The organism is Citrobacter sp. Cpo071 (genome assembly GCF_030332765.1).
Taxonomy (GTDB): Bacteria; Pseudomonadota; Gammaproteobacteria; order Enterobacterales; family Enterobacteriaceae; genus Citrobacter; species Citrobacter portucalensis.
Map to the genome: position 1 here is coordinate 25,289 of NZ_JAOWHE010000085.1, position 23,560 is coordinate 48,848.

Annotated in this window: 25 protein-coding genes and 1 tRNA gene; 14 read left to right on the plus strand and 12 right to left on the minus strand. The window is 50.1% G+C overall.

All coding sequences use genetic code 11. The annotated features are described in order from the left end of the window. The first annotated feature begins 4 nt into the window (after positions 1 to 4). The 3 genes from pqiB (at position 5) to rmf (ending at position 2,628) form a co-directional block, all read left to right on the plus strand. On the plus strand, positions 5 to 1,645 hold the full coding sequence (pqiB, locus tag OGY09_RS17140) for an intermembrane transport protein PqiB (protein WP_020996511.1): 1,641 nt from the start codon (positions 5 to 7) through the stop codon (positions 1,643 to 1,645). After that, positions 1,642 to 2,205, plus strand: coding sequence for a membrane integrity-associated transporter subunit PqiC (gene pqiC / locus OGY09_RS17145; protein ID WP_032942903.1), 564 nt, complete (start codon positions 1,642 to 1,644; stop codon positions 2,203 to 2,205). The genes pqiB and pqiC overlap by 4 nt, the downstream gene beginning before the upstream one ends. 255 nt (positions 2,206 to 2,460) lie before the next feature. After that, positions 2,461 to 2,628, plus strand: a complete 168-nt coding sequence (gene rmf / locus OGY09_RS17150; RefSeq protein ID WP_003035871.1) for a ribosome modulation factor — start codon at positions 2,461 to 2,463, stop codon at positions 2,626 to 2,628. A 107-nt stretch (positions 2,629 to 2,735) separates the two neighbouring features. Here the strand turns inward: rmf and fabA are convergent, their stop codons facing one another. Both fabA and OGY09_RS17160 read right to left on the minus strand, forming a co-directional pair. Further along, positions 2,736 to 3,254: a bifunctional 3-hydroxydecanoyl-ACP dehydratase/trans-2-decenoyl-ACP isomerase gene (gene fabA / locus OGY09_RS17155; protein WP_003035875.1), complete on the minus strand. Its 519-nt coding sequence runs from the start codon at positions 3,252 to 3,254 to the stop codon at positions 2,736 to 2,738. A gap of 68 nt (positions 3,255 to 3,322) precedes the next feature. After that, positions 3,323 to 5,083 (minus strand): AAA family ATPase, encoded by a 1,761-nt coding sequence (locus OGY09_RS17160; RefSeq protein WP_032942904.1) that lies wholly within the window; start codon positions 5,081 to 5,083, stop codon positions 3,323 to 3,325. A gap of 185 nt (positions 5,084 to 5,268) precedes the next feature. Here OGY09_RS17160 and matP point away from each other — a divergent pair, with 185 nt between their 5' ends. Continuing rightward, a complete protein-coding gene (gene matP / locus OGY09_RS17165; RefSeq protein ID WP_032942905.1) occupies positions 5,269 to 5,721 on the plus strand; it encodes a macrodomain Ter protein MatP in 453 nt (150 codons plus the stop codon). Positions 5,722 to 5,809: 88 nt separating this feature from the next. On the opposite strand, the gene ompA is transcribed toward matP, so the two are convergent. Further along, complete coding sequence (gene ompA / locus OGY09_RS17170; RefSeq protein ID WP_020996510.1) at positions 5,810 to 6,856, minus strand: porin OmpA; 1,047 nt, start codon at positions 6,854 to 6,856, stop codon at positions 5,810 to 5,812. A 357-nt stretch (positions 6,857 to 7,213) separates the two neighbouring features. Further along, a complete protein-coding gene (gene sulA, locus OGY09_RS17175; RefSeq protein WP_008784287.1) occupies positions 7,214 to 7,723 on the minus strand; it encodes an SOS-induced cell division inhibitor SulA in 510 nt (169 codons plus the stop codon). Positions 7,724 to 7,940: 217 nt separating this feature from the next. Here sulA and OGY09_RS17180 point away from each other — a divergent pair, with 217 nt between their 5' ends. Continuing rightward, a complete protein-coding gene (locus OGY09_RS17180) occupies positions 7,941 to 8,555 on the plus strand; it encodes a TfoX/Sxy family DNA transformation protein (protein WP_003831996.1) in 615 nt (204 codons plus the stop codon). Here OGY09_RS17180 and yccS read toward each other — a convergent pair. After that, positions 8,533 to 10,686 carry a YccS family putative transporter gene (gene yccS, locus OGY09_RS17185; protein ID WP_032944368.1) on the minus strand — a complete coding sequence of 718 codons (2,154 nt, stop codon included), beginning with the start codon at positions 10,684 to 10,686 and terminating at the stop codon, positions 8,533 to 8,535. The genes OGY09_RS17180 and yccS overlap by 23 nt on opposite strands. A gap of 18 nt (positions 10,687 to 10,704) precedes the next feature. After that, a complete protein-coding gene (locus OGY09_RS17190) occupies positions 10,705 to 11,151 on the minus strand; it encodes a YccF domain-containing protein (protein WP_003831998.1) in 447 nt (148 codons plus the stop codon). A gap of 125 nt (positions 11,152 to 11,276) precedes the next feature. Between OGY09_RS17190 and helD the strand changes: the two genes are divergently transcribed. After that, positions 11,277 to 13,331, plus strand: a complete 2,055-nt coding sequence (gene helD / locus OGY09_RS17195) for a DNA helicase IV (RefSeq protein ID WP_032942906.1) — start codon at positions 11,277 to 11,279, stop codon at positions 13,329 to 13,331. 32 nt (positions 13,332 to 13,363) lie between these two features. Here the strand turns inward: helD and mgsA are convergent, their stop codons facing one another. Beyond that, positions 13,364 to 13,822 carry a methylglyoxal synthase gene (gene mgsA, locus OGY09_RS17200; RefSeq protein ID WP_003035897.1) on the minus strand — a complete coding sequence of 153 codons (459 nt, stop codon included), beginning with the start codon at positions 13,820 to 13,822 and terminating at the stop codon, positions 13,364 to 13,366. A gap of 93 nt (positions 13,823 to 13,915) precedes the next feature. Then, positions 13,916 to 14,578: a DUF2057 family protein gene (locus tag OGY09_RS17205; protein ID WP_032942908.1), complete on the minus strand. Its 663-nt coding sequence runs from the start codon at positions 14,576 to 14,578 to the stop codon at positions 13,916 to 13,918. Positions 14,579 to 14,750: 172 nt separating this feature from the next. Between OGY09_RS17205 and OGY09_RS17210 the strand changes: the two genes are divergently transcribed. Beyond that, complete coding sequence (locus tag OGY09_RS17210) at positions 14,751 to 15,164, plus strand: CoA-binding protein (protein ID WP_032942909.1); 414 nt, start codon at positions 14,751 to 14,753, stop codon at positions 15,162 to 15,164. A gap of 67 nt (positions 15,165 to 15,231) precedes the next feature. Here the strand turns inward: OGY09_RS17210 and hspQ are convergent, their stop codons facing one another. After that, positions 15,232 to 15,549 (minus strand): heat shock protein HspQ, encoded by a 318-nt coding sequence (gene hspQ, locus OGY09_RS17215; RefSeq protein ID WP_003035905.1) that lies wholly within the window; start codon positions 15,547 to 15,549, stop codon positions 15,232 to 15,234. 57 nt (positions 15,550 to 15,606) lie between these two features. Next, on the minus strand, positions 15,607 to 16,818 hold the full coding sequence (gene rlmI, locus OGY09_RS17220) for a 23S rRNA (cytosine(1962)-C(5))-methyltransferase RlmI (protein WP_032942910.1): 1,212 nt from the start codon (positions 16,816 to 16,818) through the stop codon (positions 15,607 to 15,609). A gap of 214 nt (positions 16,819 to 17,032) precedes the next feature. On the opposite strand from rlmI, the gene OGY09_RS17225 reads away from it, so the two are divergent. The 3 genes from OGY09_RS17225 to yccX are packed head-to-tail and all read left to right on the plus strand — an operon-like array spanning position 17,033 to position 18,714. Beyond that, positions 17,033 to 17,584, plus strand: a complete 552-nt coding sequence (locus OGY09_RS17225; RefSeq protein WP_032942912.1) for a YbhB/YbcL family Raf kinase inhibitor-like protein — start codon at positions 17,033 to 17,035, stop codon at positions 17,582 to 17,584. Positions 17,585 to 17,597: 13 nt separating this feature from the next. Then, positions 17,598 to 18,386, plus strand: a complete 789-nt coding sequence (locus OGY09_RS17230; protein WP_032942913.1) for an AraC family transcriptional regulator — start codon at positions 17,598 to 17,600, stop codon at positions 18,384 to 18,386. Between the two features lie 46 nt (positions 18,387 to 18,432). Then, the gene (gene yccX, locus OGY09_RS17235; protein ID WP_032942914.1) at positions 18,433 to 18,714 is read left to right on the plus strand and encodes an acylphosphatase; all 282 of its coding nucleotides are present in this window, start codon (positions 18,433 to 18,435) and stop codon (positions 18,712 to 18,714) included. Here yccX and tusE read toward each other — a convergent pair. Together tusE and yccA are read right to left on the minus strand one after the other, a co-directional pair. Continuing rightward, positions 18,711 to 19,040, minus strand: coding sequence for a sulfurtransferase TusE (gene tusE / locus OGY09_RS17240; RefSeq protein WP_008784296.1), 330 nt, complete (start codon positions 19,038 to 19,040; stop codon positions 18,711 to 18,713). The genes yccX and tusE overlap by 4 nt on opposite strands. An 88-nt stretch (positions 19,041 to 19,128) precedes the next feature. Continuing rightward, positions 19,129 to 19,788, minus strand: coding sequence for an FtsH protease modulator YccA (gene yccA / locus OGY09_RS17245; RefSeq protein ID WP_032942915.1), 660 nt, complete (start codon positions 19,786 to 19,788; stop codon positions 19,129 to 19,131). A 270-nt stretch (positions 19,789 to 20,058) separates the two neighbouring features. Here yccA and OGY09_RS17250 point away from each other — a divergent pair, with 270 nt between their 5' ends. The 4 genes from OGY09_RS17250 to OGY09_RS17265 all read left to right on the plus strand — a co-directional run bounded on the left by OGY09_RS17250 (position 20,059) and on the right by OGY09_RS17265 (position 23,541). Next, complete coding sequence (locus tag OGY09_RS17250; RefSeq protein WP_032942916.1) at positions 20,059 to 21,687, plus strand: ABC transporter substrate-binding protein; 1,629 nt, start codon at positions 20,059 to 20,061, stop codon at positions 21,685 to 21,687. Between the two features lie 142 nt (positions 21,688 to 21,829). Further along, positions 21,830 to 21,917, plus strand: a tRNA-Ser gene (locus tag OGY09_RS17255). A gap of 293 nt (positions 21,918 to 22,210) precedes the next feature. Next, positions 22,211 to 23,131, plus strand: coding sequence for a DUF6387 family protein (locus tag OGY09_RS17260; protein ID WP_227803783.1), 921 nt, complete (start codon positions 22,211 to 22,213; stop codon positions 23,129 to 23,131). Between the two features lie 197 nt (positions 23,132 to 23,328). Then, positions 23,329 to 23,541, plus strand: a complete 213-nt coding sequence (locus tag OGY09_RS17265) for a helix-turn-helix transcriptional regulator (protein WP_114682389.1) — start codon at positions 23,329 to 23,331, stop codon at positions 23,539 to 23,541. Positions 23,542 to 23,560 lie beyond the last annotated feature (19 nt).

The window sequence follows — 23,560 nt, forward strand, 5'->3', positions numbered from 1 at the left end:
CAGCATGGAATCTAAAAGTGGGGAAGCCAAAGTGCAAAAGGTAAAAAACTGGTCGCCCGTGTGGATATTCCCTATCGTCACTGCACTCATTGGCGCGTGGGTACTGTTTTATCACTACAGTCATCAGGGGCCACAGGTCACGCTGATTACCACCAATGCTGAAGGTATTGAAGGGGGCAAAACGACGATTAAGAGCCGCAGCGTGGATGTCGGTATCGTCGAGAGCGCAACCCTGACTGATGATTTGACCCATGTGGAGATTAAAGCGCGTCTTAACTCCGGAATGGAAAAGCTGCTGCATAAAGATTCTGTCTTTTGGGTGGTGAAGCCGCAGGTTGGACGTGAAGGTATCAGTGGGCTCGGCACGTTATTGTCCGGGGCTTATATTGAACTGCAGCCCGGCAATAAAGGCAGTAAGCTGGAAAATTACCAACTGCTGGATTCACCGCCGCTGGCTCCGCCAGATGCAAAAGGGATCCGTGTGATTCTGGACAGTAAAAAAGCCGGTCAGTTGAGCCCAGGCGATCCGGTGCTTTTCCGCGGCTATCGTGTGGGCTCGGTTGAAACCAGCACGTTTGATGCGCAAAAGCGTACGATCAGCTATCAGCTTTTCATCAATGCGCCTAACGATCGTCTGGTGACCAGCAATGTACGTTTCTGGAAAGACAGCGGGATCGCCGTAGATCTTACCTCAGCAGGTATGCGCGTAGAAATGGGATCGCTCTCCACGCTGTTTGGCGGTGGTGTAAGTTTTGATGTGCCCGAAGGACTGGAACAAGGTCAACCGGTTGAGCAGCAGGCCTCATTTAACCTCTATGACGATCAAAAAAGTATTCAGGATTCCCTGTATACCGATCATATTGATTACCTGATGTTCTTTAAAGATTCGATTCGTGGCCTACAGCCTGGTGCACCGCTGGAATTCCGTGGCATCCGCTTGGGTACGGTGAGTAAAGTACCTTTCTTCTCACCGAATATGCGTCAGGTATTTAACAATGATTACCGTATTCCGGTGCTGGTGCGTATTGAACCAGAACGTCTGAAGGCACAGCTGGGAGAAGATACCGATGTTGGCGCTCACCTGGAGCAACTGCTTAAACGCGGATTACGAGGATCGCTCAAAACCGGGAACCTGGTAACCGGTGCGCTGTATGTCGATCTCGACTTCTACCCGAAAGAGCCGCCGATTACTGGGGTGCGTGAATTTAACGGTTATCAGATAATCCCGACCGTGAGCGGTGGTCTGGCGCAGATCCAACAGCGTCTGATGGAAGCGTTGGATAAGATTAACAATCTGCCGCTGAACCCGATGATCGAGCAGGCAACCAATACGTTGTCGGAAAGCCAGCGCACGATGAAGCATCTGCAAACCACGCTGGATAACATGAACAAGATCACGTCCAGCCAGTCGATGCAGGATCTGCCGGCGGATATGCAGAACACGCTGCGTGAACTAAATCGTAGTATGCAGGGCTTCCAGCCTGGTTCCGCGGCCTACAACAAGATGGTGGCGGATATGCAGCGTCTTGATCAGGTGCTGCGTGAACTGCAACCGGTACTGAAAACGCTGAACGATAAGAGTAATGCGCTGGTATTTGAAGCGAAGGACAAAAAAGATCCAGAGCCGAAGAGGGCGAAACAATGAAAAAGTGGCTAGTGGTGATGATGGCGGTCTGGCTGACGTCATGCAGCTCCAGCGGAGAAAATAAAAGCTATTACCAGCTCCCTATCGCACAAGGGGGCGTACAAAGCTCTGCCAATCAGGGAAACCGTCTGCTGTGGGTTGAACAGATTGCGGTACCTGATTATCTGGCCGGTAATGGGGTGGTTTACCAGACCAGCGATGTGCAATATGTGATAGCCAATAATAATCTCTGGGCCAGCCCATTAGATCAGCAATTGCGCAATACACTGGTTGCGAACCTCAGTATGCAGTTGCCTGGCTGGGTTGTCGCTTCACAACCGCTTGGAAGCACTCAGGATACGCTGAACGTGACCGTAACCGGCTTCCACGGTCGGTACGATGGTAAGGTTATTGTGAGCGGTGAATGGTTGCTGAATCATCAGGGACAACTGATCAAACGTCCATTCCACATCGAAGCTGTACAGACCAAAGACGGCTACGATGAGATGGTGAAGGTTCTAGCCAATGCCTGGAGTCAGGAAGCGACGGTCATTGCTCAAGAGCTGAAACGCATCCCTTAAGCTTAAATAATTGTAAATTATACCGCCTCTGGTTCATTGCCCGAGGCGGTTTTTTTATTTTTTTAGCCGTGAAGATAGCTGTTCTGACTGAATATTTTTGTACAAATGATTTAGAGGCTAGCTCACAAATATGACACTGGCGTGAATTTTGCGCATTGACGAGCCTGATGTTTAGGGGTATTCGTTTAGTGTGATTGCACACTTAGTAATCACTGTTTTCTTTTCCACCAGACCCAAAAATGAGGGAAACGAGGCATGAAGAGACAAAAACGAGATCGCCTGGAACGGGCACATCAACGTGGATATCAGGCCGGCATTGCCGGACGCTCAAAAGAAATGTGTCCCTATCAGACGCTGAATCAGAGGTCATACTGGCTGGGAGGCTGGCGAGAAGCCATGGGGGATAGGGTTTTAATGGCCTGATTCTGTCTCTTTAGATAAAAGAAACCTCCGCAGAGCGGAGGTTTCGCCTTTTTGCACACCAGATAAAACGAAGAAACGTTAATGTCTGGCTGCTTCCCAGTTCTGGATTAGAACGCGGAAGTGTCCTGGAAAAGACCCACTTTCAGATCGTTTGCGGTATAGATCAGTCGACCATCAACCAGCACTTCACCATCTGCCAGGCCCATGATCAGGCGACGGTTAACGATGCGTTTGAAGTGAATGCGGTAAGTGACTTTCTTCGCGGTCGGCAGAACCTGGCCGGTGAATTTGACTTCGCCTACGCCCAGCGCACGGCCTTTACCTTCGCCGCCCAGCCAGCCGAGATAGAATCCAACCAGTTGCCACATGGCGTCGAGACCCAGGCAGCCCGGCATCACCGGATCGCCGATAAAGTGACAACCGAAGAACCACAGGTCCGGGTTGATATCCAGTTCAGCTTCAACATAACCTTTGTCAAAGTTGCCACCGGTTTCGGTCATCTTGATGACACGGTCCATCATCAGCATGCTTGGTGCTGGCAGTTGTGGCCCTTTAGCGCCAAACAGCTCACCGCGACCAGAGGCAAGAAGGTCTTCTTTCGTATAGGATTCGCGTTTATCTACCATGTTCTCTGTAAGCCTTATTTTATTGAAGCACGCAGGATAGCTAACACGTGTACGCTGAACAAGTCCGATCAGTTCGGAATAATCCAGTTCAGCCAACGTAGCGGCCATGGGAAACGGTGACGACCTTCCTGTTGCGTTGCCGTGGCAATACGCTCCTGAATGGTTTGCATCAGCGTTGTCTGGCCTTCGCCATCCCACACCAGATTTAACAACAGTGGCAGCGCATCGGTCACGTCGTCCACCGCCCAGATAGTGAATTTTTCTTCTTCTATGGCCTGTAGCAGCGCAGGCTGCAGGCTGAGGTGTCTGACGTTAGCCGAAGGAATGATGACGCCCTGTGTGCCTGTCAGCTCGCGCTGCTGGCAGATGGCGAAGAAACCTTCAATTTTCTCATTCAGACCACCGACAGGTTGTGCCCGACCAAACTGATCGACAGAACCGGTAATGGCGATACTTTGATTAACAGGAACGTCGGCGAGGGCGCTAATCAATGCGCACAGTTCTGCCATAGACGCGCTGTCACCGTCCACTTCACTGTAAGATTGCTCAAAGGTCAGCGAGGCAGAGAAGGGGATTTGTTGCTCCAACTGGAGTTCCGACATCAGGAACGCCTGCATAATCATCATACCCTTGGCATGAATATTTCCGCCAAGCTCGGCTTTGCGCTCAATATCCGTAAACTCGCCGTCGCCAATATGCACGACGCAACTGATACGAGAAGGCTCGCCAAATGCGCGTGGGTGGCCTGGAAACTCAATCACCGACAAGGCGTTGATCTGGCCAATACGCTCGCCTTCTGTCTCGATAAGGATTTGCTCTTGCAGAATTTCATCCTGCATGCGTTCAGCCAGGAATCCCTCACGCCATTCGCGCTGAGCCAGCATCAGGCTGAACTGCTCAGCGTTGCAGGTTTCGCCCTCGCATAACGGTGCCACCTCTTTGAACTGTCGGGTGATCCACAGCGGGTTAAGCGGCAATGTATCCTGTTCACCGGTATAGCGAACGGCTTCACGGATCAGAACCTGCCAGGCATCGGGAGCGGGGTAAGGCAAATTATTGCGCATGGCAGTATGCGTGACCCATTGACACCACTGCGTCATGGTTTCGGCATCCACAATCTGCAGATTATCTTCAAACTCGCTGTAAATGGCCTGCTCAGCCAATTCTGGTTCCATGTCCTGGAAATCCGCCAGCGATTCACGCTCACCCACCAAAATCACTTTCAGTTTAAGCGGCATAGGCGGAACGGAGACAGGCAGCGGGCGAGACTCATCAAAAGCCACCCAATCAAAACGCTCGTGGCTGACAATGGCTTTCAGGCGCATCCATAACAGCGGTTGGGCCAACAGCGTGCGCAATGAGATAACCAGCACACCTCCATTGGCCTGATGTACCAGACCTGGCTGTAGCGTGATTTCACCATTGAACTGACGTAGACAGCCGAACAGTTGTTCGGCTTCGGCCCAGTCAGCGCTGACCACCTGCGTTAACGTCGCAAAATTGTCTTCCGTTTTCTCAGCTGTACGATAACGAATAGTGTGACCGGAGATGTCGTAATGACCGCCAGTCAGGCTTCCTGCATCCGTGTGCAAGGGACGTGCAGCCTTTGCAATAAGGTTGAGATACTCAAGCTCTTCCGGTGCTTTTACCAACATGAACGAGGATGTTGTCCAGTGCTGAAGAAGCTGCTCTAGCGCGAATTGTAAACGTGGCTGAGTATCACTAAGTAAGGTGTCGGTGTCGTCAGTGACGTGCGGCTGTGCAAATACTTCCTGATAACTGTCGGTATCAGGAACCAGATCACGCCATGCAAGTTTCGTAATGGTCAAAGTTGATGTTTTTTAGTCTGTTGTAAAAAACGAGATTATACCGTAACCCTCACCACTAAACACCTGGAAAGCACCGTGAAACGGTTGTGATGACACGCGACAGTTCACAGGCTGGATATTCTTTTCTTCAGATGTCGAAAAAGCTGATATTCTGATAAGAGTTACACGGTAACATTGAGATCGCAATGAAATATCAACAACTTGAAAACCTTGAAAGCGGCTGGAAATGGAAGTATCTGGTGAAGAAGCATCGTGAGGGGGAATTAATCACCCGTTACGTCGAGGCCAGCGCTGCCAAAGAAGCCGTTGATTTATTGCTAACCCTCGAAAATGAACCGGTTCGGGTCAATAGCTGGATTGAAGAACACATGAATCCTGCGCTGCTTAATCGTATGAAACAAACCATACGTGCCAGGCGCAAGCGGCACTTTAATGCTGAGCATCAGCATACCCGGAAAAAATCCATCGATCTGGAATTTATGGTCTGGCAGCGTCTGGCAGGTCTTGCGCAGCGGCGCGGAAAAACGCTTTCTGAAACTATTGTGCAGCTGATTGAAGACGCAGAGCATAAAGAGAAGTACGCGAACAAAATGTCGACATTGAAACAGGATTTACAGGCGTTGCTGGGGAAAGAGTAGCGGTCGGCTGGTTGAATGCGTGGCTTACTTTGGATGAAAACAGATGAAAAAAAACCCCGCTATGCGGGGTTTTTTATAAGACGATAACTTAAGCCTGAGGCTGAGTTACAACGTCTTTGATGCCTTTAACTTCGATCTCAACACGACGATCCGGAGCCAGGCAGTCGATCAGTGCAGCGCGAGCTTTCACGTTGTCACAGGTGTTGCCAGTAACTGGGTTGGATTCACCCATACCACGTGCAGAGATTTTGTCAGAAGGAATACCTTTAGAGATCAGGTAATCAACAACGGACTGAGCACGTTTCTCGGACAGACCCTGGTTGTAAGCGTCAGAACCGATGCGGTCAGTGAAGCCCAGAACCACTACGGAACCGTCTTTCGGATCCAGGTTGCTCAGCTGGCTGTACATTTGGTCCAGAGCCTGCTGGCCTTCTGGTTTCAGAGTTGCTTTGTTGAAGTTGAACAGAACGTCAGACTTCAGAGTGAAGTGCTTGGTCTGTACTTCTGGAGCCGGAGCCGGAGCAACAACTACTGGAGCTGCTTCTTCCTGCTGACCGAAACGGTAAGAAACACCAACGCTCAACAGGCCGTTATCCGGACGACCGCCAACGGTGTTCGCGTCACCGATGTTGTTGGTCCACTGGTATTCCAGACGGGTAGCGATTTCAGGAGTAATTGCATACTCTACGCCACCAGCGAATACTGGGGATACACCAGTGTCGTGGTCTTTGAAGCCATCGTTGTTTTTAGCGTCTGCACGCCAAACCATACCACCCAGACGGGTATAAACGTCCAGATCGTCAGTGATTGGGTAACCCAGTTTAGCGGTCAGTTGAACGCCCTGAGCTTTGAAAGCGCCATTCTGCTCGCTGCCTTTGTATGGCATACGGCCTAACCAGTCGTAACCCATTTCGAAACCAACGTACGGGTTAACCTGATAACCACCGAACGCACCGGCACCCAGTTGGCTTTCGTGGGTCGGACCGTTGTTGTCGATACGGTTGTTGCCAATATCATGGAACTGAGACCAGCCCAGTTTAGCACCAGTATACCAGGTGTTATCTTTCGGAGCGGCCTGCGCCACGGTAGCGAAACCAGCCAGTGCCACTGCAATTGCGATAGCTGTCTTTTTCATTTTTTGCGCCTCGTTATCATCCAAAATTCGCCATGAATATCTCCGAAGAGAGATAACACGGTTAAATCCTTCACCCGGGGACCAGTTCAATAGTTACTCTACCGATATCTGCGGCTTACGCCGAGCACCCCTGGCGATGTAAAGTCTACAACGTAGTTGAAAACTTACAAGTGTGAAGTCCGTCAGGCATATGAAAAAAAAAGGCTTGTATACACAATATTTAACATTTATAGCTGAATAAATGTACTGAGGATATCCTGAAAACCGCTTCAGACAAGCGTTCAGACGAAAAACACATTACAGCTCAAAGACAAATTGAGAGATGAAAAAAAATTCCAGGATAAATCCTAATTTTACTCAATGATACAAATTCGAGTGAATTTTTAGCCCGGAATGCTGTCTGCCCGCAAGTGTCTGGGCGCGAACCGGACGCATGATAAAACCCATCGCATTACCTTCATCAGCCGCTTTGACCAGTTCGGCATGTTCATCTTCCGTTAATTCTTCCGCCAGCCAGCCAATGACAACACTGTAATTACCCGTGCGTAGCGCACGAATCATCGATTCCAGCGTATTGCAGGGGGAGAGCTGACTAATTTGCATGACTTTCGTCAATGGAAGTCCAGCTGACTGCACCCACTCCCGACTTAATTTTTGCTGAGGCGTCAGCCACAGCTGCCAGCGTGATTGTTGCCCTAACTGTTGCAGCAGGGGAAGCAGCAGCAGTTGTGTCATCATGGGCTGGTCCTCGCGATAGACAACTTCACTGATAAGCCCAGCGGTTGCGTTCTCTGATGAAACGCGCGCAATGTTGCTTGATGTGGAAGAGAACGACGATGAACGATTTGCATAGCCTGAAGTGTACATAATCAATCCAGCCCTGTGAGTTACTGTATGGATATACAGTAACCCTGCAATCAACAAAGATCAACCTTATTTTCGGAAACAGGTTCGCAATTTTTAGTCGTCGTCACGGGAAAAATAAAATTCATCTTGCCCCATACGCATAAGTTGCCTATTTTCGTCATTAACGGATCCGCTACTGAAAATCATTTGCTTACGTTATGATTTAAAAAGGATTTTTATGAAAGAGCTTTCTTATGCAAGGATCTATAAATCGCAGGAATATCTGGCTTCTCTGGGGACAATTCACTATCGCTCACTGTTTGGTGGCTACAGTCTGACGGTTGGCGATACGGTCTTTGCCATGGTCGCTAATGGTGAGCTGTATCTTCGCGCCTGTGAGCAGAGCGCCCAGTATTGTGTACAAAATTCTCCTGTCTGGCTGACATTTATTAAGCGCGGACGTCCTCTTGTACTTAATTATTACCAGGTGAACGATGCCCTGTGGCAAAACCAGCAGCAGCTGGTGTCGCTATCGCGATATTCGTTGGATGCAGCGGTTAAGGAAAAACAGAGTCGCTTTGCCCAGCATCGTCTGCGGGAATTGCCGAATATGACGTTTCATCTGGAGACTCTGTTGAATGAAGCTGGAATTAAAGATGAGGGGACCATGCGATCGTTGGGAGCACAAATGTGCTGGCTGAAACTTCGGCAAAATAACCCGGCTCTGACGGTAAAAGTACTCTATGCCCTTGAAGGCGCGGTAGGGGGGATACATGAAGCCGCGCTCCCGGCGACGCGTCGCCAGGAGCTGGTTGAGTGGGTAAGTTCTCTTACGCCGGAGCCGGGGTATTAGACGGCAGCACGTCAATTTGCTGCTGTAATCGCCGGATCTCTGGGAGCAGGGCGATCAATAGCCCAACTTGCTGAACGACCAGCGGCTCTTTACTGTCCGGGCGTGGTTCCAGGTGCTGAATTCGCTGCTTCAGCCCTTCTAACGCCTGATATACACGCTGCTCGTCAGCGGGTTGATGGTGAAGGGCATCATCAACATAGCAAACAGCGTCATCCAGCAATGCCAAAACGTCTGGATTGGTCAGCTGTTCGCGATGTGCGCCCAGCGCAGAAATATAGCTGGTAAACGTATGGTTGAGACACAGTAAACGGAACGCCGTTTCGCGGGTTTGGGCCGTGACATCCGGCTCGCTTGACATGTTTGATACCACGGAGGCGAGTTCAGCATCACGATTATGCGCATCACGGCGAGCGATACGGTAGGCCAGACGATTATCACGGCCCTGATGATATTGCTCGAGAATAGCATCAAGGTAGCGGCAGTTAGCGTCAGTCGCCCGTTCAATTACCCGTGGTAGGTTACGAAAACGCCAGTCTGGCCAGATGAAACTGACAGCAGCCCAGGCGATAGCACAGCCAATTAGCGTATCGATGACACGCGGCAGCGCAACCTCAAAGCCTTCGCCGAGCAGGTTAAAGCACAGTAACACCAGCAGCGTGATAAACATGGTGGCGTGAGCATACTGGACGTTGCGAAAGGCAAAAAACAGTACACCAGTGATCACCAGGAGTATCAGTTGCCCTTCGAGAGAGGGCACAAACCACAGGATCGGTAAACCAATGGCAATCCCAACCAACGTGCCGATAATCCTGAGCGCCAGGCGATGTCGGGTGGCGTTGTAGTTTGGCTGACAGACAAACAGGCTGGTCAGCAAGATCCAGTATCCGTGATTCATGCCGGTTATCTGGATAATGGCGTAACCAACACAGAGCACTAACGACATGCGAACGGCATGGCGAAACAGAGCAGACTCAGGGGTGAAATTACGGCTCAGACGTAACCAGATATCACTGAATCCATGGGGACTGTCATCGGCAAGCTGATTTTCAGACTCATTGCGCGAGAGTACCTGAGCCTGTTCAGACTCTATGGTAGCAAGCTGCGCGTCGATTGCCCGTAGGTTTGACAGTAAAAAACCCAGCGTATTGAGCAGGTCGGCAGGTTCACCACTGGCACGCATGCGCTCAAGTGCGGCATCTATATGGGTGAAGGCGCGCTCAAAGTGCGGATCGTGCTGGTAAGGTGTGCGCAATAAAATACAGCGAGATAATTGTGAACAGGCTTGCCCTTGCATCGACATCAACCGCTGGAAACGGAACATCACATCGCTGTGACGGAAATGATCGCGTAGCGTTTGATACTGAATATGTGAAGAGCTTGCGCGTTCATGAATATCCTGCGCCACAAAATAGTAATGTAGCGTGCGACGTGTTCCCCGTTGTCCACGGTCACCGCGCAGGCGGGTCAGCAGCGACACTTTAGTCTGATTCAGCGTTGCCATCAGTTGGCCATTCGCGAGAGCTAAATCATACAACGGTGCCTGGCTTTCATCTTCTATGTCGGGGTCAAAAAGACGCGATTTCAGTTCCAGGTAGTGCGCTAACTGTTCGTAGCTGCGTGCCAGATTGTCCTGTAAGGGGCGGATGGGGAACAGAAGATGTCCGGTGAGCGTCAGCAGGTTATACCAGATAGCGCCAGCGAGCAGCAGGATGGGTTGTTGATACCACTGGTCGTAAAGCGAGGTGCCCAGCATCGTGTAAATGGCAATCAGCAATGCGCCAAAAGCAATAGTTGCATAGCGCTGGCCTAATCCCCCCAGCAGAATAAAGCCGCTGGTGGAAAGCGTTAAACCAATAGCAAACAGCCAGGGCCATGGGAAGAGCAGTTCAACGGAGGCTGAGGCAATAAAAAAGCACACCAGTGTGATGATTAAATTGCGCAATCGGCCCGCGAGACGATCGTCCAGATCGGTAAGTGCGGCAGCGACCATACCCAGCGTGAGTGGGATAGTCAGCTTGACGTCATCCAGCCACCAGGGTAGCGCCGTTGTGCCGCATAGCGCGATAAAAATCCGCACGTAGTACAGCCATGTGCTGTTCCAGGTATAGCGTTTGAGCAGAGGACTTAACATAAAGGCCATCGGTCCTGATTATTCAAAACGACGACGTGCATTGGCTTCACGCGCTGCACGGGCAACTTCTACTGAAACCACCCGGCGACCCACCGGCCAGAGCGCAATGGCAGCGATTTTAAAGTTTGCAATGCCAACCGGAATACCAATAATCGTAATGCACTGAGCAATACCAGAGATAATGTGCATCAGGCACAACCACCAGCCGAAGAAAATCAGCCAGAAAATATTGAGCACGGTGCCGCCGGTATTTAACAGGACGCTTTTACCGGCCGGATTCAGTTCATCGACATGAATCGCTTCGTTACCATAGGGAAACAGCGAAAGTCGGGTTATCTCCCAGCATGAACGGGTCAAGGGTAAAGTAAAAATAAGCACGACACTGACCAGCGTTGCCAGCAACCAGGCCAGGGTGGTGGCGAACCCCCCAAGCACAAAATTTAAAATATTCAGAACAGTACGCATAAACCCTCGGTTAACTCTGGTTTTCTGTGAATTCGGCAATTGTAACGTTTTTTTGGGCTGGAGCACGTTTTCTCTGGCGGTTACACTGATAAGCAAACCTCTTCGTGTGGATCCGCTTGAGTCTTATGGAACTGAAAGCAACTTCTCTTGGAAAACGTCTGGCACAACACCCTTACGATCGGGCCGTTATTCTCAATGCCGGGATTAAAGTTTCCGGCGATCGTCACGAGTATCTTATTCCCTTCAATCAGTTACTGGCTATTCATTGCAAACGCGGCCTGGTATGGGGCGAGCTGGAGTTTGTACTCCCGGATGAGAAGGTGGTTCGTCTTCACGGTACAGAGTGGGCGGAAACCCAGCGCTTCCATCATCATTTGAATGCGCTCTGGCAACAGTGGAGCCAGGAAATGAGTGACGTTGCTGCGGGGGTTTTACAGCAGCAGTTGGATGCGATAGAGGCGCGTACTAGTGAAAGTAAATGGCTGACGCGCGAACAAACGTCAGGGCTGCAGCAGCAGATTCGCCGTGCCTTTGCCGCGTTACCGCTCCCGGTTAATCGGCTGGAGGAATTTGAAAATTGCCGGGAGGCGTTACGTCAATGCCAGGCATGGTTGAAAGACATTGAAGCCTGTCGCTTACAGCACAATCAGGCGTACACCGATGCAATGCTGGAAGAGTATGCCGAGTTTTTCCAGCATATTGAATCTTCGCCGTTGAACCCTGCTCAGGCGCGCGCGGTGGTGAACGGTGAGCAATCATTGTTGGTACTTGCAGGTGCTGGAAGCGGTAAAACATCTGTGTTGGTTGCCCGGGCTGGTTGGTTGCTTGCACGAGGAGAAGCCGCACCAGAACAGATCCTGTTGCTGGCGTTTGGACGCAAAGCCGCCCAGGAGATGGATGACCGCATCCGTGAGCGTCTGCATACGGATGAGGTCACCGCACGGACGTTCCATTCACTCGCGTTGCACATTATTTCGCAAGGCAGCAAAAAAGTCCCAACGGTAAGCAAGCTTGAAAATGATGCTATCGCGCGCAACAAACTCTTTATAACAACCTGGCGTCAGCAGTGCAGTGAGAAAAAGGCTCAGGCTAAAGGCTGGCGACAATGGTTAGAAGAAGAAATGCAGTGGTCTGTACCCGAAGGTAATTTCTGGGATGACGAAAAATTACAGCGCCGTCTGGCCTCCCGGTTGGATCGCTGGGTTAGTTTGATGCGAATGCATGGCGGAGCACAGGCGGAGATGATTGCTAATGCTCCGGAGGAGATCCGTGATCTGTTCAGTAAACGCATAAAGCTAATGGCGCCGCTGCTCAAGGCCTGGAAGAGTGCCCTGAAGGATGAGAATGCCGTCGATTTCTCCGGGTTGATCCATCAGGCTATTGTCATTCTGGAGAAGGGGCGGTTTATCAGTCCGTGGAAACATATTCTGGTCGATGAATTTCAGGATATTTCTCCTCAGCGCGCCGCCCTGTTAGCCGCCTTGCGTAAGCAAAACTCGCAGACTACGCTGTTTGCCGTGGGTGATGACTGGCAGGCCATTTACCGGTTCAGCGGAGCACAGCTTTCTCTGACAACCGCATTTCAGCAAAATTTTGGTGAGGGCGATCGCTGTAATCTGGATATGACTTACCGTTTTAATAGCCGTATCGGCGAAGTCGCAAACCAGTTTATCCAGCAAAACCCACACCAGCTCACAAAACCGCTGAACAGTCTGACGACCGGTGATAAAAAAGCCGTCACGTTGCTCGACGAAAGCCAGTTAGATCTGTTGCTGGATAAGCTGTCGGGTTTTGTAAAAGCCGAAGAGAGAATTCTGGTGCTGGCGCGATACCATCATCTCAAACCTGCCAGCCTGGACAAAGCGGCCACCCGCTGGCCCAAGCTGCAGCTGGATTTTATGACTATTCATGCCAGCAAAGGGCAGCAGGCGGATTATGTCATTGTTATGGGGCTTCATGAAGGGAATGACGGTTTCCCGGCTCCGGCTCGCGAGTCGATTATGGAAGAGGCGTTACTCCCGGCTGTTGAAGATTTTCCTGATGCGGAAGAGAGACGGTTGCTGTATGTGGCGCTAACGCGTGCGCGGCATCGGGTATGGCTACTGTTTAGCAAAGACGCGCCATCATGCTTTGTTGATGAGCTTAAGCAATTAGACGTTCCGGTGACCAGGAAACCCTGAAAAGCAGGCGGCAATTACCGCCTGCTTAGCGTTTATTTAAGGCGTTCTGCCAGATAACGGGCGTAATCCGGGATCAAGATATCTGTTGCGTCGTTGAAGTTTGGCGACTGGATAATAAAATCAGCCGTTGACACGTTGGTGGCGACTGGAATGTTCCAGACCGTGGCCAGGCGTAGCAGGGCTTTGACATCAGGATCGTGGGGAACGGCGTTGAGCGGATCCCAGAAGAAAATCAGCACATCAATTTTCCCTTCTGAAATCAGCGCACCCACCTGCTGGTCCCCCCCCATCGGGCCGCTCAGCATGGCGTTGACGTCCATTCCTGTCGCGCGTTGAATTAAGTTTCCTGTTGTTCCTGTTGCATACAGAACGTGTTTTTCCAGTAATGGCTGGTGGCGTTCAACCCAGCTCATCAACATCTTTTTGCAGTGATCGTGTGCGACCAATGCAATATGTTTCTGCGCTGGCAATGTGCGAGTCGTTAATTCCATAGTACAGCTCCCAAGTTAACCTTGTTACAGAGTACTGGAAGCACTTGACGCTGCAAGAGAAAGACAAAAAAAATGCGTATACGAACATAAATGTCACGATGGGGGTTGTTTCTCCGCCCATTGTAAGAAGTTACTTCGCGTTTGTGCGTCAGCCTGTTGAAACCAATATTTTAAGCGCTGCTCGGTCAGTGTTTGCGACTGAGGCGGCACGCGATCCAGTTCAGACACCCCGGAAAGCAGCGAACTGTCATCGGCCATCATCGTGGCAAATTGCGGTAAAGACGCATGCTTAGCCGCTTTGTTATAGCGCTCTGTTTCCATTTCATAATCTACGATTTTTGCGGTGGACGTGATTGACAGAATATCCAGCTTAACCGGTATAGGCATGGAGTCCCCATCCAGCAGTTCTACGCGCGGGGCATCATCAAAATGCGTTGCATCCCGCTCGTTGTTCAGACGTGGGAGGTGGAAATTAACCTGACTGACGAGTTGGGTATCAAAGCTGATGACCAACGGAGGTGAAATATACAGACGTTCTTCGTGGCTGGACAGGCGAATGGTTTTTTCTACGCGAAACACGAGCTGGTGCCGACCATTTTCCAGCTCAATACTGTCGGCACCACGCAGTAATGAGCTGGAGACTTTTTTTCCGTCCAGTACCAGAAGGTCAATATCATTAGACAGACGTAAAGAGGTAGCAAAAACGGTTACCGGCAAACATAGGGCAATCAAGGCTGTCACAATGCCGGCTTTCATAGGTTTCTCCTGTCCAGAAAATATCTCTATAAGATGTATCTAAATTTTTCGATAATCATGTTTACTAACATATAGACATATTTTTGAGTTTAGCTCTCATGCGCCAGTATGGGATGAATGGTTGTGGGGGCAGGTTTGTCGTACACTTTGCTAAACAGCCTGGAGGAAAACGATGAAAGAGACCGATATTGCTGGCATTTTGACAACGACCCGTACGATTGCGCTGGTGGGGGCAAGCGATAAACCCGATCGTCCAAGCTATCGGGTGATGAAATATTTACTCGATCAGGGCTATCACGTTATTCCTGTTTCACCGAAGGTTGCCGGAAAAACGCTGCTGGGGCAGCAGGGCTATGCGACGCTGGCAGATGTACCAGAGAAAGTGGATATGGTAGATGTCTTCCGTAATTCTGAAGCGGCGTGGGGTGTTGCTCAGGAGGCCATTGCCATCGGAGCGAAGACCTTATGGATGCAGCTCGGCGTGATTAACGAGCAGGCAGCCGTGCTGGCTCGCGATGCAGGGATGACGGTGGTGATGGATCGCTGCCCGGCGATTGAGATCCCGCGGCTGGGACTGGCGAAGTAAGGCTGATCTGTAGCCGAACAAAACGCACAGGCCCGATTAGCGAATCACCATCGGGCCTGTGTTAGCATCAATTGCGCAGGCGCGGGGCCTGAAGCTGTTTTCGAATTGTTCGCGCCAGTTCATCCATCGACGGTTGCTCCGGATGTTCTTCCTGTAGCTCACTACTCAGTTGCGCTTCGGCCAGATACGTATGCACTGGCAGACCATTATCGTCTTCCATCACCACGTGATACCAGGGAGCGGCGCGAAGTTCGTCGTTAACCGCCAACTCATCGGCTGACGGTTGATCAAGCGAATATTCCGGGTCGATATCCACGACCACTCCGAGGTAACCTAACAGGGAATGGCGGACCTGCTGGCCGATACCGAATTTGCTGGCAATCATAGTCACCTCCCGGGAAATAGATACCCTTTATGTAAGGGTAATATTCCACTTTTCAAGTTACATGATGCGACAGGCAAACCCTTTCAGATACAGCCCTTCCGGGTAGGTAGCGATCACCGGGTGATCGGCGGCCTGACGGAACTGCTCTATAAATTGTACATCACGACCAGCATCTATTGCGGCATCAGCGATGATTTTCTGAAATAAATCGGTGGTCATTAGCCCAGAGCAGGAGAAAGTCAGCAGCACACCGCCCGGATTGAGCAACTGAATAGCCAGCATATTGATGTCCTTATAGCCGCGGCAGGCGCCCATCAACTGGCTTTTGTTTTCGACAAATTTCGGCGGATCCATCACGATGACGTCGAATTTCTCACCACGATCGCGATAAGCACGCAGAAGTTTGAACACATCATCACGCACGAACTCAGCTTTGCTCAGATCCAGCTTGTTCAATTCCACGTTCTGGCGGGCAATATCGAGCGCTTCCTGAGAGGTGTCAACGCTGACAACCTGACGGCATCCGCCCATTAATGCTGAGACCGCAAAGCCGCCGGTATAAGAGAAACAGTTCAGCACACGCTGATTTTCCACATAACGACGCGTGGCCAGGCGGCTGTCGCGTTGATCGAGGTAATAGCCGGTTTTGTGACCATGCTGAATATCAACCAGCAGCTTCATTCCGTGCTCTTCAATTGGCAGCAGGGCTGGCGGAAGCTCACCCGTTACTGGCCCTTGAGTCAGCTCCATACCTTCTTTTTTACGTACGACCACATCGCTACGGTCATAAATGGCGCAGTCCGGGAAAACAATTTGCAGAGCGCTAATCAGCGCGGCGCGTTGGTATTCAGCCCCCGCGCTGAGCAACTGCAACACCAGGAAGTTGCCGAAGCGGTCAATGGTGATGCCCGGCAGGCCATCGGATTCTCCGGCGATCAGACGGTAACTGTCCAGACCGTCTTTTTTCGCCAGCCAGTCACGCCATGTCTGCGCCTGCTGCAGACGACGGGTGAAGAAATCAATATCGATGGACTCAGACTTGTCGAATGTCCAGACGCGTGCACGGATCTGCGACGCGGGTGAGTACGCGCCGCGTGCTAACCATTTACCCTGATGGTCAGCAATATCGATGGTTTCACCGAGGTTGGCTTTACCTTCCATACGTGCGACAGCACCGGAAAATACCCACGGGTGGCGGCGCAGTAATGATTTTTCGCGCCCTTTGGCTAACACTAAACGAGGATAATGTGGAATTGTAGATTCAGTCATGCGGAGCAACCTCTCACAAACAGTGACGCGGGCTGGAGTAAAGTACCAACCTGAAACCATTAAAATAAAATGGCGCGTAGAGTAGCACAGATGGTGAGGTCAATCATCAGGGTATGGCGTTGAGCGTTTCGGCACAAAACTCAATCACAGAGGCACAGTTTCTTTTATGCCCACCGTTTACATTGCTATTTCTTAATCAGAAAAAGGAAATGCAATGAAAGCTGTCTACTTTCTGGCTACCGCCGCCATTGTTGCGTTGAGTTTTAATACCTCTGCCGCCTCGACGTTTCGCCTCAACAGCACCGACATACCCACTAACCTGAAGTTAACGCAAAAACAGGTGTTTAAGGGATTTGGCTGCAGTGGCGACAATATCTCCCCGCAACTGAGCTGGCAAAATCCGCCAACTGATGCCAAAAGTTTTGCCATTACGCTGTTTGATCCTGATGCGCCAACGGGAAGCGGCTGGTGGCACTGGACCGTTGTAAATATTCCTGCTCAGATCCACACTCTTCCTGGCGGGGCCAGCATGGATAAGTTACCCGCTGGAGCAGTTCAGGGACGCAATGATTTCGGTTATGCTGGATTCGGTGGCGCCTGTCCACCGCCGGGCGATAAACCTCATCGCTATCAGTTTACCGTGTGGGCGTTAAATACAGACGAGTTGCCAATTGACAGTAACGCCAGCGGTGCCCTAGTCGGTTTTATGCTGAACAGCCACGTGATTGCTAAAGCTGATTTAACCGCCACTTACGCAAGAAAATAAAGAGGATACTCTGGTGCAGGATGTACATTTTCGCCATAACAACCTTACCACCGCTGAGGTGCGTTCCGGCCATCTGCACCACTTGCATCGGGTTAAACTGTTTTCTGCTGCTATTTGCCATATTACGCAGGGAAGTAAGGTCATTATTCAGGATGAAAATCGTCTGGTTGCAGGACCGGGTGAGCTGATTATCATCCCGGCGAATACGACTCTGGAGATTATTAATCAGCCGGAACAGGGGGCATTTCGCTCGGATTTGTTGTTGCTATCGACGAGCATCATTACCGCGTTTAAAAATAACTGGGTCGAGGATTTCCCTCCGGCAAAATTGACGTCGCTATGTACGCCAATGAGCAACGGACTGGCTTTTATGTGGGAAAGCTTGCTGGATGCAGTACGCCAGGACTTACCTGCAAAATTGCAGGAGCATCAGGCGATGGGATTATTGCTGGCGCTACTGCATGATGGTGTGGCGGGGCCTCTGCTTATCGAGCGACGGTTTAATCTTACTGAACAGGTGCGACAACTAATTATGTTATCCCCTGCTAAGCTATGGACAGCTCAGGAGATTGCTGGTCACCTGTCTATCAGTACCTCGACGTTACGCAGACGATTACAGATGGAATCGCAGAGTTACCGGCAAATCGTCGAAGAGGTGCGCATGTCCTGTGCGCTCTCTCAGTTGCAGTCGACCACGCTGCCGATTGGCGAAATTGCGTTACGCTGTGGCTATTTGTCAGGTTCTCGATTTACCGCAAGATTTCGCCAGTATTACGGATGCCTGCCGAAACAGGTGCGCTGAGGCCTCGGTAACTGTTCCTTCATTTATGTTGATAAGGAGAACCGCAATGTCGAAAGTCTGCATAATCGCCTGGGTCTATGGCCGGGTTCAGGGGGTAGGATTTCGCTACACCACCCAGCATGAAGCACAACGGCTGGGGTTGAACGGCTACGCGAAGAATATGGATGACGGCAGCGTAGAGGTTGTCGCCTGTGGTGAAAGCGACCGGGTAGAACAGCTGATGAAGTGGTTGAAAGCCGGGGGGCCGAGCAGCGCCAGGGTTGACCGGGTTCTCAGTGAACCACATCGTCCTGGCGACGAGCTAAAGGGATTTAGTATCCGCTATTAAATACATTTCACCGGTTTCGGCAGGCCGGCAATTTTAGTCGCCTGCTTGGCCGGACCTTTCGGGAACAGGCGGTAGAGATAACGGCTGTTGCCTTTCTCTTCGCCAAACTTGTTGGCCATCGCTTTTACCAGCATGCGGATAGCGGGGGAGGTATTAAACTCCAGATAAAACTCGCGGACAAAACGCACCACTTCCCAGTGTTCCGCGGAGAGCGTAATGCCTTCGTTTTCGGCGATTCTCTCCGCCAGCGCCTCGCTCCACAGCGTGGTATCTTTCAGATAGCCTTCGCTATCGGTACTGATTTCTTTACCTTCAAAGATCAACATAATTCGTCACTGCGTTAGTCAAACTGGCGGCAGTTTACCAAAAAAGAAAGCCCCGCATAAGCGGGGCTGGATAATGCGTGTGGACATCTTAATCGCGGCTGGCGAAGCCCAGAATACTCAGCAGGCTGACGAAGATGTTGTACAGCGAAACATACAGGCTAACGGTGGCACGAATATAGTTGGTTTCACCGCCGCGGATGATATTGCTGGTTTCAAACAGGATTGCGCCTGAAGAAATCAGAATGAACACCGCGCTGATTGCCAGATGTAATGCTGGCAGTTGCAGGAAGATATTGGCAACCATACCAATCAACACCACTACAACACCCGCCATCAGCATACCGCCGAGGAAGGACATATCTTTACGCGTGGTCAGCACATAGGCCGAGCAGCTGAAGAAGACCAGCGCCGTACCGCCCAGCGCCATGGCGATAACATCACCCATGCCTGCGGACAGGTATGTATTCAGCATCGGTCCCAAGATGTAGCCCAGGAAGCCAGTGAAAGCGAAAGCTGACAGAATACCAACCGGTTTATCCGCCGTTTTATAGGTCAGGAACATCAGACCATACATACCCACCAGCGTCAGGATAAGCCCCGGAGAAGGTAACATCAGTACGGTACTGGCGGTCGCAGTGATCGCTGAAAACGCCAGCGTCAGGCTGAGCAGGAAATAGGTATTGCGCAGCACCTTATGCGTGCTGAGTAGCGATGTACGCTCGCGCGAAGAATTAATAATACGATCCATGAGTCACTCTCTTATGACAGATGTAATTAATGATGGAGGATAATGAAATCAAGGGGAATGACACAGCGGTTTTACCCATCTTTACGCATTTTAGCCCGCCAGACTTAAGCATATTATTTCAACAAAAGTTCCCGAATTAGATGTTAGCACTGTATGTGCAAAAATGTCAGATCGCTATCTACCAGGTAACTGAAAAATATTGCGTTATTCCTGAATCTCTCTGACAGTGACATCGGTGTCTACATAAAACAGAGCAATAAGGTAAAGGGAATGATTCAACATAAATCGAAGATATTGACGTTTACGCTGTTGGCTGTCTGTTTGATGTCTATAAACGGCGCGGCGAGGGCGGCAAATGTTCCCGCAGGAACACTACTGGCAGAAAAACAGGAACTGGTCAGAAACAACGGCAGTGAGCCGGCATCTCTGGATCCGCATAAAGTTGAAAGCAACGTTGAGTTTAATTTAATCAGCGATATGTTCGACGGTCTGGTTGCTGTCAAGCAGGATGGGTCTATCGAACCCCGTCTAGCCTCGTCCTGGGAGAATAAAGGCAACACTGTCTGGACCTTCCATTTACGCCCGGGCATAACCTGGTCAGATGGATCTGCTATTACCGCACAGGATGTCGTCTGGAGCTGGCAGCGTCTGGTTTCGCCGCAAACGGCTTCACCTTATGCTTCGTATCTGGGCAACATGCACGTTGCGAACGCGGTTGATATTGCCCAGGGGAAAAAAGATCCCGCTACGCTGGGAGTCAAAGCCCTGGATGATACCACGCTGGAAATTACCCTGACGCAACCGACGGCGGCGTTTCTGGCGATGCTGGCGCATCCATCTCTGGTCCCGCTGGATAAAGTGTTGATAGGTCGTTTTGGCGATAAGTGGACCCGGCCAGAGCATTTTGTCAGCAGCGGGCCGTACAAATTATCGCAGTGGGTGGTTAATGAGCGCATCGTTGCCGAGCGTAACCCACATTACTGGGACGATCGGCATACGGTTATTAATAAAGTTACTTATTTGCCTATTAGCTCAGAGTCGGCTGACGTAAATCGCTATAAGGCCGGTGAAATCGACATTGTGTATAGCGTACCGGTTAACCAGTTCGCGCAACTGAAAAAAACAATGGGGGATGAACTGCATGTCTCGCCTCAGCTTTCAACGTATTACTATCAGTTCAATACAACCCGCGCGCCGTTTAATGATCCGCGCGTGCGCCGGGCGCTGAATATGGCGTTGGATAAAGACATCATTGCGCAAAAGGTGATGGGGCAGGGGCAGCGAGCAGCGTGGGTTATCAGCCAGCCGGAAATAGGTGGGGTGAAACTGCATGCGCCGGAGTATGCGTCATGGCCGCTCGAAAAACGTATTGCTGAAGCCAAAAAACTGCTGGCTGAAGCCGGTTTTGGTCCTGAGCATCCGCTTAGCTTAAATCTGCTCTACAACACCTTCGAAACGCACCAGCGTATTGCGATTGCCGCATCGTCGATGTGGAAGAAAAACCTTGGCGTCGAGGCGAAGCTGCAAAACCAGGAATGGAAAACCATGCTGGACACTATGCACACCGGTAATTTTGACGTCGTGCGCTATGCGTGGATAGCCGACTATGATGATGCCTCAAGTTTCCTCAATATCTTCCGGACCGGTGATAGCGAGAACACCACCAAGTACAGTAACCCCGCCTTTGATGAAGCGATGCGTAATGCGGCAAAAGCAAGTTCACTGGAAGAACGCGGTAAATATTATCAGCAGGCTGAAGACCTTTTAGGTGAGGATGTGCCCGCGATTCCGGTTTACCACTATGTCCGCACGCATCTGGTGAAGCCGTGGGTGGGGGGATTTGCGCCGGATAACCGGGGAAATTACTACACCAAAGATATGTACATCAAAAAACATTAAGCGCTATAGCCGGTATTCGTGCTGAATAAATGGTCAATTTGTTGTTATTTCAGTCGATTAACAACATTTTGGCTGTTTTTCAGGCAAACGAACACATTGGTGCTTTACAGGTCCGTTCCGGATGTTTATAGTGCGCCTCATTGGAAGCGTGGCCGAGCGGTTGAAGGCACCGGTCTTGAAAACCGGCGACCCGAAAGGGTTCTAGAGTTCGAATCTCTACGCTTCCGCCAATTTCTTAACAGAATCAATAACTTAAGAGTTGGTTTTGATTTTGTACTGCATAAAGTATTGCATTAAAAGCCCGTGTAAACGGGCTTTTTTTGTATCTAAAATCTGGTATTTCCCCGCAACAAATATTTTAAACACTCCGTTCTTGCCTGAGAAAGGCCCCAACATGTTTCTCTTCCTATACAGATTAACCAAGCAACATCCTCAGACCACAAACTTGTAATCGTGATGGTTAGCTGGACAACCAATTGTTCTGTCGGTTAAAACAGCTAAAAAAATTAACTGGTAATTGAAAATGAAAGCTAGTGAAGTCATGAGGGCGGTAAAGACGTGGTTTAAGGTGAGCAACTATGATGCTTTGCAGGAGATCACGATTGAAGACCTGAAGAGGGAAGCGTTTGCCCGATTGAGGATAGCTAAACATGATTTTGATGGAGAGTTGAATGACGACGACGACCGTGAGATCCGCCAGCGTTATCTGGACTATGAAGCTAAAATTTTAGCGGGAAAGCCTTTATTAGTAAGTCCAAGCAACGCTCCAGCTCCTACCTATGGAAAAAACTACCCACTCAGGCAGGCAGTGGAAAATCCTCTCCAGAACGCAAAAATATACATCAAACACATCACCGTAGCGGATGCTGCGAAATATGAGCGTCAATTAAGAGAGATAAAGATACTCAGGCGTATGGGGCTTAAGGAAGAAGGGGTAACCATGCCAGCCTCAGAAGAGATTGGTCGGTGGCGGTTGACTGATATCGAAATGCTTCATCCCCACAAGCCACTTTATCTGGAACTCAACATCAGAAGGCTTACTGACGAAGAAGTCATCGAACATATGAAGCGTATGCTTCCAGAATGGCGCAGGACGCATGGTATCCCTGAACCGTTAACGGGAACATTCAGGTTCGGGCTTAGCACGATCAAGAGGCTAATTAACTTCAGGATCATCCCTCTACTGGATCTGCTGTTCTGGGCCAAGAGAAACAACGAAAAAATTTCCTATGAACAGCTTAGCAGGCTTCTTTATCCCAATGATTCTGAGGATATCAGAGGTGGAACTCAAATCAAAGACACGGATAAGCCATTGGCTGACAAAGTGCTTACCCGTGAGTTTGATAGGATGTTTAACATCTACCTGAGCAAAAATGACAGCATGATACACACCAAAGTTGCTGAGGCCTTGAAGATGAACGAAAAAGAGCAGCAAGAGGAATAACTTTTCTACTGCAATTCGGGGGCATCTGATGAAGATGCGCCCCGTTCTTCAAAACCAGCGAAATTCACAAATTTCCATTTTCCCCGAAAATCATTTCTTTCGACTTCCTCATAAAAATCTTGTTTGCCAATCTCTGCATCCAGCGATCTCAATTTTTCCTACTATAGCTCTTGTCGAAACAACAGAGGAAAAGACAAATGAGAAATGAAATCGCAGGCAAAAGATTAATCCGTGTTCCAGAAGTTCTGAGAAGAGTCGGATTTAGTCGAACCACAATGTACGAGCTTATTAAGGAAGGCCGATTCCCGGATAAGATAATCATAGGGGCAAGATCTGTAGCCTTTGTGGAAAGTGAGATTGATGCATGGATTGAAAATACCATTTCCGATTCACGCAGAAATAATAAATAACATAAAAAAGGAAGCAAAA